Here is a 12,168-nt window from a genome sequence, read left to right on the forward strand (position 1 = left end):
GAGGCTGTGCTTAAATGTTTTTTAGTCAAAAAGCAAGAGTATAAAGCATATTTATCCAATTTAAACAGTTTGCAAAGTGCATAAAACTTATTTTAACCTATTGGCTAGGCTAACACTTAAATGGTAATCGCCATTTCAGGTTGCAGTAACCAGCGTAAGGCTTGAGGCAATGTGTCAATGAGATCTTCTGCTATGAGTCCTGGTCCAAAAATGGATGCTGCCTCACTATGAAGATATGTGGCGGCACAGGCAGCTTCAAAAGCTGGCATACCTTGAGCAACAAAGCCGCCGCATAGGCCAGCAAGGACATCGCCCGATCCTGCGGTTGCAAGATAGGCTGGTGCGTTGGTGTTAATGGCTGCGCGGCCATCAGGCGCGGCAATCACGCTATCGGCGCCTTTGAAAAGAATTACCGCTTTTGATTGCTCTGCAGCCATTTGTGCTTTTTCTAGGCGTGACAAGAATTTATTGCGCGCAATTTCGGGGAAGAGCTTTTTAAATTCGCCCTCATGGGGAGTTAATATGACTTTTGTTGTCGAGCGCTCAATAGAGCTAAATAATCGCTGTGATATTTCGGTAAAGGCTGTAATACCGTCAGCATCAAGTACAAGCGCATCAAGGCTTTGGGTTATAATAAGCTCAAGTGCAATATCTCTTGCACGCATTCGATCGCCGAAGCCCGGTCCAAGCACCGCCGCTTTTACCTTGCGGTCATGCATAAATTCAATGATATCTTCAATTCTATCATAAATATGCAGCATCACCGATGTGAGCTGTACAGCATTTACTAAAAGTGCGCTTGATTGCGAAAGTAAGGTAACAGCACCTGCGCCCGCTCTTGCGCTAGCATGGGCGGCTAGGCGTCCTGCGCCAGTACTGGTTGAGGGGCCAGAAAAAACGGCACAGTGACCGCGGCTATATTTATGACTATTATGATCGGGAATGGGGAGCTTGTCTTTCCAAATGAATGGAATATTAACCATGGTTTTGGGTTTTATCTCATCTAATACTTTGTAATTTATGCCTATATCGGCGCAAATTACCTTGCCTGCCAAAGATTTACCTGGATAGAGCAGGTGGCCCGGCTTCATGCGAAAAAAAGTCACGGTCAACTGTGCTTTGATTGCAACCCCCAGTATGTCGCCCCTAAGTCCAGAAATCCCCGATGGCAAATCCACCGCAACAATTGGCTTGCCGCTATTATTGGCAAGGTTAATAAGATCCGCGTCATTGCCGCTGATGGGGCGGTCAAGTCCCGCGCCATAAAGGCCGTCTACAATAACATCGAATTCATCAGGATTAAATTCAGCTATTGGCTTGATTGATCCTTGAAAATTACTGGCAGCCGTTTGAGCATCGCTTTGTGGGCGCGGCTCCGTATCGGTAAAACAAATCGCTTCCAATCCGCGTCGCTTTATCACTGCAGCAGCAACATAGCCATCTCCGCCATTATTGCCTGGTCCACAAAGGATTGCCACTTTTTTGGTATCAGGAAACTGTTTTAATAATGTATCTGCAACTGCAAGGCCAGCATTAAGCATTAATTGGTAGCCAGATAGGCCACCATTCTTAATGGTCAAGCTATCTGCCTGCGCCATTTCTTGCGGATTCAACAAAAAACTATCCGTTATGTTGTGGTCCTTCATATGCTAGTGCCTCTTTTTTGTAGGTTGTGCCTAAAATTTAAGCGATGTGCTGCTTTACAGTATAGACTCATTTTCAAGGTTTGAATTTAGCTTATAGTGTTATAAAGTGCTATTTTAACGCGATTTCAACAAAAATATAAATTTTTTATGTTGAATTTGCAATTGGCATGGTTCATGCATGAATAGAATATCAGAAACCCTAGGGTGGATTTTTAAATGGAGGCCTTTCAAATATGAAAAAGATTGAAGCAATTATTAAGCCATTTAAGCTTGATGAGGTCAAGGAAGCCCTACAGGAAGTTGGCTTGCAGGGAATAACTGTCATTGAAGCTAAGGGTTTTGGCCGTCAAAAAGGGCATACAGAGCTTTATCGCGGTGCTGAATATGTTGTCGATTTTTTGCCAAAGGTGAAAGTTGAAGTTATTGTTGCTGATGAAACTGTTGAACCAGCAATTGAAGCAATCCGTAAGGCGGCTCAAACAGGCCGTATCGGTGATGGTAAGATTTTTGTCTCGTCCATCGAAGAGGTGATCCGCATCCGCACTGGTGAATCAGGCGTTGATGCTATTTAAATTTTATTTTCTAAAGCTACCCGAGCAGAAAATATTTTGTTAGGATGGCTTATGGTTAGCAGATTTCCAAATCGGGATTTGTCGTTTTTATAAGGGAAGTTAATATGACAACTGCAAATGATATTCTAAAGCAGATTAAAGATCATGATATTCGCTTTGTTGATCTTCGTTTTACTGATCCAAAAGGTAAAATGCACCATGTAACCATGGATATTTCACAGGTTGATGAAGATATGTTCGCTGACGGTGTGATGTTTGATGGTTCATCAATTGCCGGTTGGAAGGCAATCAATGAATCAGACATGGTATTGATGCCAGATCCTGAAACTGCCCATATGGATCCGTTCTTTGCGCAGTCAACCTTAGTTATCATGTGCGATATTTTAGATCCAATTTCTGGTGAAGCTTATAATCGCGATCCACGCTCTATCGCTAAAAAGGCGGAAGCCTATTTGAAGTCGCTTGGTATTGGCGATACAATTTTTGTAGGTCCCGAAGCTGAATTTTTCATCTTTGATGATGTGCGTTTTAAGGCTGATCCATATAATACTGGTTTCCGTTTGGATTCTAATGAATTGCCATCAAATGATGATTCAGAATTTGAAACTGGCAATCTTGCTCATCGCCCGCGCGTTAAAGGTGGCTATTTCCCAGTGCCGCCAATTGATTCATGTCAAGATATGCGTTCAGAAATGTTGAGTGTTTTGACCGATATGGGCGTTGTTGTTGAAAAACATCACCATGAAGTTGCAGCTGCACAGCATGAACTTGGCATTAAATTTGACACTTTGGTGCGTGAAGCTGATAAGATGCAAATGTTCAAATATGTTGTCCATCAGGTAGCTAATGCCTATGGCAAAACAGCAACCTTTATGCCAAAGCCAATCTTTGGTGATAATGGTTCAGGTATGCATGTGCATTTATCAATCTGGAAAGATGGCAAGCCAACTTTTGCCGGTAACGAATATGCTGGTCTTTCTGAAAGCTGCCTATTCTTTATCGGTGGTGTAATTAAGCACGCCAAGGCAGTTAATGCCTTTACAAATCCTTCAACCAATTCTTATAAGCGATTGGTTCCTGGCTATGAAGCTCCTGTATTGCTTGCTTATTCAGCACGCAACCGTTCTGCTTCTTGCCGTATTCCTTTTGGTTCTTCACCTGCTTCCAAACGTGTTGAAGTTCGTTTCCCTGATCCAACAGCAAATCCATATCTTGCTTTTGCAGCTCTCGTCATGGCTGGGCTTGATGGTATCAAAAACAAAATCCATCCAGGTCAAGCGATGGATAAGGACCTTTATGATCTACCTCCTGCAGAACTTAAAGAAATTCCAACGGTTTGCGGTAGTCTTCGTGAAGCGCTTGAATCACTTGATAAGGATCGCGCATTCCTTAAGGCTGGCGATGTATTTGATGATGAAATGATCAATTCATTTATCGCACTTAAGATGCAAGAAAATATGCGTTATGAGATGACGCCACATCCAGTTGAGTTTGATATGTATTATTCTGTCTAATTGATCTTGGTTTGTTAGATTTTTAATTAATATAAACAATGGATTAGACTTTAAACTTTAACCATTGTTTGATCTAAAAAGTTTGAAAATATAACTTCAACTGTAACATTTTTTTAAAATTTGTTGCAAACTGTTTAGGCATATTGAATATAACTATTCAATATGCCTTTTTTTTGATTTATTCGTTTTATATCAATCAATATCGGGTTAATAATTGGTCAAAATAAGATTTGCATGCTTTGTTATTTGTAAAGTTAAAATGCAAAAATGATAAATGCATTAAAACTGTGCCAATAACAAATTTGCAAGAGAATATGGCAGGAAAAAATGAAATTTAAGAAACTAGTAGCTGCAAGCTTTCTTGCAAGTATTGTTTTAACCAATATTGCGTCCGCCCGCGAGGCAACTCAGAGTGAGTTAAAGTCTTTAAATGAGGTTGCTGCAAATTACCGTCAGGCGACAATGAATAAAAATGTCGATGACCTAATTGCCGGTATTCCCCCTCGTGTGATTAAAATTTTGACAGAAATTTCTAAACCCGTTGATGGTGTTGCGCTTGATGAAGCTAAAGTGAAGGAAAATATCAAGCGTGATATTACTTCTTTTACGGAAATAGCAAAAGTTATAAGTTGGGATGTGGATCTTAAAAATAAAAAAGCTGGAACGCTTGATGTTACAGCTAGGGAAAAGCAAGAGAAAAAAGATGGAGAGCCTTTTTTTATCATACCTTCAACAACTGTAGTTGAGTTGAAAGTTAAAAAGCAAAGCGCATCTATATCAGATACAAATGCATATGAGCTAAAGCGACAAAAAATAACCTCAGATGTTATTGCAGTTCTTGACGAAGGCAAATGGTATATTTTATCAGCCGATAATCCAATGCAATTACTCGTTTATCAACGCGCATTTCCTGGTATAGAAAAAGCTCAATTACGTAAGCCCGTAATTTTTGACGCTAAATAATTAACTTATTTATTTTGTGTTCCAATTTTTAATATGGCTTTAAAAATAATGCATTAGGGTAATGTCTTAATGCATTAATTTATTTTCTGTTTAATCTTTATTTTAAATCATATATAAAATGAATTGGTTGCAATCACTGCCTTGTTTAAGCAAAATAAATGTAGCTGCAGTCATTGCGTTTCATTGCTTAGAGCGTAGATTAAGTGCAATTGATAGCTTGGCAACAGCAAGATAATAGTGCCAAATCATAGTTTCAAATTATAATGCTGATTTAAATTGTATGATTTTATGCGGGATTTGAAATGCAAAAACGGGGGCGATGGATTTACCTTGACTAAGAAACACAAGAAAATTCGCTTTTCTAAGCGAAGTATCAAAAAATTACATCACTTTCCTTCGTCTATGCAATCAGATGGTATTAAAATCCGCGAGAGGCGGATTGTGCCTTTTTGTTTTCTATTAGCTAAGCGTTGTTTGATTTATAGCTTTATTTTACTTGTGCTTTTTAGCATATTGCTTGCCATCTTACTTAAGGTTGGTATCAGCGGCAATATGCTGGCGCAAAAAATGGAAGCGGCGTTGCAAGGTAAATTAATAAATGTTGCCGAGACTAAGATAGATGATGCCTCGCTTTCCTTTGATGAAAGTTATCATTTGGCACTTGAGGCACATAATGTTGGGTTAACCAATGTTAAAGGTGGTGTAGAGATTGATAAAATTGGTATTTTACGCCTTGGTCTTGCGACTGCACCGCTCTTAAAAGGTAATATAAAGGTAGCGCAATTTGAAATTGCGGATAGCAGCATCCACATGCCAGCATCCAATGATGGTAATTTTTTAGATAAATTACCGCAGGATACATCAGGGAATATAGATTTTGATACCATTTCTTTTGCTTTATTTAAGGCATTCGATGGAGTTTTTTCAGCTTTAAAGAGCCAGGAAACCCATTTGGTGGTTATTCGCAATGTGTCCGTGCATTTTGGTAGCGAGGCGGTACAAAAGACGTTTTATATAGATGAATTATCGCTACAATATGAGAATAATTATATTTTAGCAACAGGAAGTCTAACGTGGAAAGATCAAAAAATAGCGCTAGAAGCAACGGTTAATACTTCTGCTTCTGGTGCTGCTGATAGCTTTGTGATTTCTATGAAAGATTTTCCTTTCCATCTTGGCGCCGATGATAACGTTGCTCGTATATTTGCGGATGGACGACCAAATAATAATTATTTTCGTAGCCGAGGAAAAGTCAACCTTGCTTTGCAAGGCGCCTTAACAACTAATAATACTACACAATTGGAATTAACTTTGGGCTTAGGTGAAACTGGAACCGATATTGCTCAAGACAATGATATTGCAACAAGTGGTGAAATAAATCTAGCGTATAAAAGCGGTGATGGACAGATTGCTATTTTGCCTTCAGAGTTAATTCTTGGTTCGCTCTACTTGCCATTAAAAGGTGGTGTGCAATCGATCTCGATGAGTGGTGAACAAGGTGTATATGCATTTAACCTTGTTATGAACGATGGTGCAGTCAAACCAGACGATGTAAAGGCAGCACGCCTTGATTTTAACGGTGAGATTAAAGGTCGCTTTTTCGCAAAACGTGCCTTTGTTGATTTTTCCCAACTATTACTTGAAACCAAGAATGGTAAAATTGACGGGCGCGGAAGTTTGCAATTTGGTGTCGGATCACCACAGACGCTGCTTGAGTTTTCTATGCCGCAAATGCCGAGCGATGAAATAAAGCAGATATGGCCAATTAATTTGTCGCCCGGCGCGCGTCGATGGGTAGTAAGTCACGTTGCAGGTGGCGAGGTCAAAAATGCCAATTTAAAAATTAATTTTCCGCAAGGCATATTTGTACCCGGTGGTGTGCCACCAGTGTTAAGCGACAATGAACTTGTTCTTGAGGGGGAGTTTGAAAGAGTATCAACTTTATTGGTTGGTGATTTGCCCCCCTTACGCCAAGGTGCAGGGCGTGTTGTTATTAAAGGTACTACGACAGAAATTTTTATGGATAGTGCAATATCTTATATAGATAATAAAGAAGATCAGATTGAGTTAAGTGAAGGTTATTTTGTCATTCCATGGCGGCCTAATATTAAGGTTTTTGCAAATGCTTCAGCGCGTTTTAAAGGTAAGGTTAGCGATGTTGTAAGATTGGTTAGCCTTGATCCAATAAATGCTAAGGATAAGGTTCCATTTAAGGCTGAAGAGGTTAGCGGTGACGTTTCTGGATTGTTGAAAATCCGTTTTCCATTAATGCCGCGCCCTGATAAATCTCTCATCAATTGGTCAAGTGAGTTATTATTTGACAAATTATCGCTTTTAAGTCCGCTTGATGGAAATATTCTTATTACGCAGGCTAAAGGCACGGCAAAACTCAATAAAAGTGACATCACCATTATTGCCGATGCCAATCTAAATGGAATTCCAGCTAATATAAACTTGTACCGCCCTATGGGGCCTTCTGATATCATACCCAGTGAAACTATTCGTATTCAATTGACAGACGATATTCGAAAAAAGCTGATGCCAGGTCTCAATTCCATTGTCTCAGGAACTGTTGCATTAGAAATCGGTGCGCCTATAGAGGGCGCTCGTCCGGTAAAAGCTGATGTTTCCAATGCAGAAATTCGTTTGCCATGGGTCAGTTGGACCAAGGGTAAAGGGATTGCTGGCGAAGTGCAATTTTCATTCAAGAATGGTGGTGGCAATGTTAAAACTATTGAACTTCATAATTTTAGCTTGAAGGGTAATAGTTTTATGATTGCCGGCAATATACTCATTCAAAATGGTGCATTGCAGTCTGCGGATCTATCAAGAGCCAATCTCAATCGTGGTGATAGTTTGGGGTTGACTTTACGCAAAACAAATAATGGTTATCGTATCGTAGCAAATGGCAAAAAACTTGATGCGCGTGCCTTAGTAAAAATGGTTAGCGGAAGTCAAAACCAAGGGCAAGCTAAGTCTAATGATAGTCTTGATCTTGTTGCCGATATTGATAGTCTTAGTGGTTTTTATGACGAAACTTTGAGTAATGTAAAACTTAAAATGGTTCGGCGTGGCTCATCCAGTGAAGATGTCATTTTTAATGCTTTGACTGGTGATAATAAATCAATTACCGCTAAAATTACGCGTAATAATAATAGCCGTGACATTGCTGTTAATGCAGCTAATGCCGGAGGGCTTTTACGTTTCATGGACTTTTATGATAAGGTTCGCGGCGGTATTTTGCAATTATCGTTAAAATCTGGCACCGATGGAACTTTAAAAGGGCCTGTTAACGTGCAAGATTTTCAAATTGTTAATGAGCCACGTCTTGCGTCTTTAGTGTCTTCAACGCCGCATAGTGGCGGTAAGAGCCTTAATCAAGCCGTGGATGGTAAGCTTGATGTTTCTGTCGCTGTTATTGAGACGGCTTCGGCGCAAATTGGCAAGGGCGATAGTTTTTTGGTGATTGATGGCGGCGTTATCCGTGGTCAAACAATTGGCGCGACCTTTCAAGGTATTGTCTATGACGCATCAGGTAATATGTCTATGACAGGTACCTTTATGCCAGCCTATGGTATTAACCGTGTTTTCGGCGATGTGCCGGTTCTAGGCACAATCTTGGGCAATGGCCGCGATCGTGGGCTTATTGGTATTACCTTTAAAATTGATGGTAAGGCGCGCGAACCCAAAGTAACTGTGAATCCAATTTCGGCCATTGCGCCGGGTATTTTTAGGCAGATATTTGAATATAAACAGCAATAACATTTTTATAAAATAAAAACTTTGTTCAGATACAGTAGATCTCTTTGCAATAAAGCATTCCTTAAACATCTATCTTATAAAAATGATGCGCCTGCACTGCGTTAACTGCTTATTTAATTAGGCATTCCTCTGTTGCCTTAAAGGCTAATTTAAAACCTTAAAAATTTAGCGAAACTCGTGGGTAACTTCAATTTTTCCAATAATTGCAGCATTGAATGCATCAAGTTCTTCAGCAGGAATCCAATATTCTTGATGGGCATTGCCGCCAGCAACTTGAATATCATATTGATCAAGAAAAGCCTTATCAACCTCCATGCGGGTTACAAAGCCTGAGCCGCTGCGCGCAACATTCCAATCACGTGCAATTTTAATCGCATAATCTTCGCTCAAAACTGGGTAGAATATCGGTTGGTCAGGCAAACGTGCTGGAAAGGCGGTCATATCTGTTTGCTCAATAAGTTTTAATTCTTCTGGGCCAACTGGACGCCAAAGAGTAACTGTTTCAACTGTCATAATTTGATACCTTATAAAAATACCCGCCATATATTTATATATATGGCGGGCAATAAACTATAAAAAGGTTTTTAGGTCAATGCCAAATGGTCAACCAAGCTATTTGGTCATTACTCTAGCGATCAAAAGAAGCCTTTTTTCTGCCACCAACCGCCTCGCTTCGGCTTGTCGCCATCTTGCGATGAGGAAACGGTTATTTCTGTTTCTTTTGCTGTTGCAGTTTCATTATTTTCGATAATCTCAGTATTATGACTGCTAATATCATCAGCTTTGCGTTTACGGCGTGTGCGTGGCTTTGCTGTGTCCGCTTTAACTTCGCTGTCTTTGGTGTCAGGCACAACAACATCACTTATCGCAGCTGCTTCACTCAGTGTTGCTTCCACCGCAGTATCTGTTTTGGTAGCTTTAGAGCGTCGTGGTGTGGTGGTTTTTGGTTTTGCCGGTGCTTTTCGTTTAGCTTTTACCGCTGGTTTTTCAGCCACAACTTGAGTGGTTGTTTCCACCTTGGTGAAGGGGCCAACCGGTTCTGCATTAGGGATAATTTTGTTTTGCGCAGCATTTTCGTTCGATACTACAGCTAAATTATCGGTTGCAGCCTCAACTGCTTGGTTCTTGTTCCTTGCTGTTTGGCGCCCACGTCCCCGACCACGGCTATTTGGCTTTTGTTCGCCATTGTTTTTTGCTTGCGAAGTGGCTTGTGGTGTCGTAATGGCAATTTTTTGGATACCATTTTGCTTAGCATTTACGTTGCCATTTGCGGCAGCCGCTTTAGGGAAAAAGCCAACGGGCTCAGCCGCAGGAAGGAAGCGGTTGCGACGGCTTTGACGTATTTCAGCAAGAGCTGCTTGTGCAAATGGCCCTACTGGTTCTGCAAAAGGCAAGCGCTTACGATCATTATCATAATGGTCACGGTTACGGCGTCCACCACGGCGACCACGACGTCTGCGCCGGCGGTTGCGCTCTTCTTCGCTTAGATCGCTTGTTACGCTATCACCATTAGCCTCTTGTCTGCGGTCATTATTGCCACGCTTTTTCTTGTTTTTGCGTCGTTTATTGTCATTTTGTGGCTCGTTAACCGTTACAACCTCTTCTTCCTCTTCGACTTCAGGGATATCTTCATAGATTTCCTCTTCTTCGAAGATTGGAGTTATTGGCATGATAACGGCTGGTGTGCCTTCTGCAGGCGTACCTTTATCAATTGCTAAATGCTGGGCACCAACGGTTTCATCTGCTTCAATACTAATTGTTAAGCCAAAACGCAATTCAAGATCAGAAAGTAGTTTGCGTTTATGGTTTAACACATAAAGTGCGGTGCTAACTGGAGTGCGAACGATGATATTATTTTGACCATTACGCAATAAATATTCTTCGATTGAGCGCATAACATGTAAGGCCACCGATGATTGCGAGCGCACATAGCCAGTTCCAGCGCAGTGCGGACAAACCTGCATGGTGCTTTCAAGCACTGATGCACGAATACGCTGGCGGCTCATTTCCATAAGACCAAAATGTGAAATGCGACCCACTTGAATACGGGCGCGGTCGTCTTTTAAGCAATCCTTAAGCTTTTTTTCAACTGAACGGATGTTGCGCTTGTCTTCCATATCGATAAAATCGATGACAACAAGACCAGCCAAGTCGCGCAGACGTAATTGACGGGCAATTTCTTCGGCAGCTTCAAGATTGGTTTGAACGGCGGTTTCTTCAACCGAATGTTCTTTGGTAGAGCGGCCAGAATTCACGTCAATTGCAACCAAAGCTTCGGTTTGGTTTAAAACGAGATAACCACCAGATTTTAATGTTACCTCTGGTTGCAACATACGGTCAAGTTGGGTTTCAATGCCGTTTCGCGCAAAAATCGGGGTTAATTCACGATAGGGTTGAACAGCTTTGGCATGGCTTGGCATAAGCATACGCATGAAGTCTTTTGCTTCACGATAACCGCGTTCGCCTGCAACCTGAATTTCTTCGATATCTTTATTGTAAAGATCACGAATTGACCGTTTGATAAGGCTACCTTCTTCATAAACAAGGGCAGGGGCAATTGAAGTTAGTGTAAGTGTACGAACATTTTCCCAAAGGCGCATAAGATATTCATAATCGCGTTTAACTTCAACCTTGGTACGATTAGCTCCTGCTGTACGCAGGATAATACCCATGCCTTTTGGTACATCGAGTTCTTTGACGATGTCTTTAAGGCGTTTGCGATCATTAATATTCGTAATTTTGCGTGAGATGCCGCCACCACGCGCTGTATTAGGCATTAAAACGGAATAGCGACCAGCAAGAGAAAGATAGGTGGTTAAAGCAGCTCCCTTATTGCCACGCTCTTCTTTAACGACCTGTACAAGCAGGATTTGGCGTCTTTTAATGACTTCTTGTATTTTATAATCGCGTTTATAGGCCTTTTGCAGTGTTGGAAGCTCTTCTAATGCATCCTCTGCGCCAACAGATTCAATAATGTCCTCATTATTATCGCTATCATCACTTTCAAGCTCTTGGTCATCATTGTTATCTGGTTCAATATTTATGTCATTTTCATCATTATCTTCTGCGATAATGTCACTATCTGCTGCCGCCGATTGAGTTTTGCGGTTGTTGCGAGTGTTTTTGCCATTGCGATTATTGGCCTTAGCTGCCTCTTCTGCGTCTTGCTCTTGTTTGGCGGCAAGTTCTTCAGCTTCAAGCAAAGCTTGGCGGTCAGCTTCGGGAATTTGGTAATAATCAGGATGGATTTCTGAAAACGCTAAAAAGCCATGGCGATTGCCACCATATTCAACAAAGGCAGCTTGCAAGGACGGCTCAACGCGCGTCACTCGGGCAAGATAAATATTGCCTTTCAGTTGCTTTTTATGGTCCGATTCAAAATCGAATTCTTCAATCCGGTTACCGCGTGTGACGACAACCCGTGTTTCCTCCGGGTGGGAGGCATCTATAAGCATTTTGTTGTTTGACATATTGCAAATTCCAACAAACCAAATTTCTAACCTGCGCGATCAGCAGAAAAATGCTGCGCGTTACTGTCATTTCATCTTGGCTTGCAAATTCAGGTTTTACCGGACCGGAGCAATGACGTGCGACATAGAGTTGCCCTAAGGCAAGTCTATCGGTCATTTTCTCTTTTCTCATCCGTTCTGAATGAACCATAACGGCTCCTGGCAAAACGATTATACTATAATCCGAATATCGGATCAGCGA

7 protein-coding genes are annotated in these 12,168 nt (G+C 41.2%); 4 read left to right on the forward strand and 3 right to left on the reverse strand.

Going from position 1 to position 12,168, the window contains the following annotated elements; translation table 11 throughout:
• Nucleotides 1-116: 116 nt before the first annotated feature.
• Complete coding sequence (locus tag H3299_RS04600) at nucleotides 117-1,646, reverse strand: NAD(P)H-hydrate dehydratase (protein ID WP_182419130.1); 1,530 nt, start codon at nucleotides 1,644-1,646, stop codon at nucleotides 117-119.
• Between the two features lie 233 nt (nucleotides 1,647-1,879).
• Here H3299_RS04600 and H3299_RS04605 point away from each other — a divergent pair, with 233 nt between their 5' ends.
• The 4 genes from H3299_RS04605 (at nucleotide 1,880) to H3299_RS04620 (ending at nucleotide 8,457) form a co-directional block, all read left to right on the forward strand.
• Nucleotides 1,880-2,218 (forward strand): P-II family nitrogen regulator, encoded by a 339-nt coding sequence (locus H3299_RS04605; RefSeq protein ID WP_182419131.1) that lies wholly within the window; start codon nucleotides 1,880-1,882, stop codon nucleotides 2,216-2,218.
• A 104-nt stretch (nucleotides 2,219-2,322) separates the two neighbouring features.
• Nucleotides 2,323-3,732 (forward strand): type I glutamate--ammonia ligase, encoded by a 1,410-nt coding sequence (gene glnA / locus H3299_RS04610; protein ID WP_182419132.1) that lies wholly within the window; start codon nucleotides 2,323-2,325, stop codon nucleotides 3,730-3,732.
• Nucleotides 3,733-4,059: 327 nt separating this feature from the next.
• Entirely contained in the window at nucleotides 4,060-4,695 is a 636-nt protein-coding gene (locus tag H3299_RS04615) for a hypothetical protein (RefSeq protein ID WP_182419133.1), read from the forward strand.
• 330 nt (nucleotides 4,696-5,025) lie between these two features.
• Nucleotides 5,026-8,457: an AsmA-like C-terminal domain-containing protein gene (locus H3299_RS04620; protein ID WP_182419134.1), complete on the forward strand. Its 3,432-nt coding sequence runs from the start codon at nucleotides 5,026-5,028 to the stop codon at nucleotides 8,455-8,457.
• A gap of 165 nt (nucleotides 8,458-8,622) precedes the next feature.
• Here H3299_RS04620 and H3299_RS04625 read toward each other — a convergent pair whose 3' ends face one another.
• Nucleotides 8,623-8,970 (reverse strand): ADP-ribosylation/crystallin J1, encoded by a 348-nt coding sequence (locus tag H3299_RS04625; protein WP_182419135.1) that lies wholly within the window; start codon nucleotides 8,968-8,970, stop codon nucleotides 8,623-8,625.
• 122 nt (nucleotides 8,971-9,092) lie between these two features.
• The gene (locus H3299_RS04630; protein ID WP_182419136.1) at nucleotides 9,093-11,927 is read right to left on the reverse strand and encodes an Rne/Rng family ribonuclease; all 2,835 of its coding nucleotides are present in this window, start codon (nucleotides 11,925-11,927) and stop codon (nucleotides 9,093-9,095) included.
• Nucleotides 11,928-12,168: the final 241 nt, after the last annotated feature.

It is taken from the genome of Bartonella sp. HY038, assembly GCF_014117425.1.
Classification (GTDB): Bacteria; Pseudomonadota; Alphaproteobacteria; order Rhizobiales; family Rhizobiaceae; genus HY038.

Excerpts from the sequence above, each read along its gene's own strand:
- H3299_RS04615 (WP_182419133.1), top strand. The coding sequence starts at position 4,060 with ATGAAATTTAAGAAACTAGTAGCTGCAAGCTTTCTTGCAAGTATTGTT.
- H3299_RS04625 (WP_182419135.1), bottom strand. The coding sequence starts at position 8,970 with ATGACAGTTGAAACAGTTACTCTTTGGCGTCCAGTTGGCCCAGAAGAA.
- H3299_RS04630 (WP_182419136.1), bottom strand. The coding sequence starts at position 11,927 with ATGTCAAACAACAAAATGCTTATAGATGCCTCCCACCCGGAGGAAACA.
- glnA (WP_182419132.1), top strand. The coding sequence starts at position 2,323 with ATGACAACTGCAAATGATATTCTAAAGCAGATTAAAGATCATGATATT.
- H3299_RS04605 (WP_182419131.1), top strand. The coding sequence starts at position 1,880 with ATGAAAAAGATTGAAGCAATTATTAAGCCATTTAAGCTTGATGAGGTC.
- H3299_RS04600 (WP_182419130.1), bottom strand. The coding sequence starts at position 1,646 with ATGAAGGACCACAACATAACGGATAGTTTTTTGTTGAATCCGCAAGAA.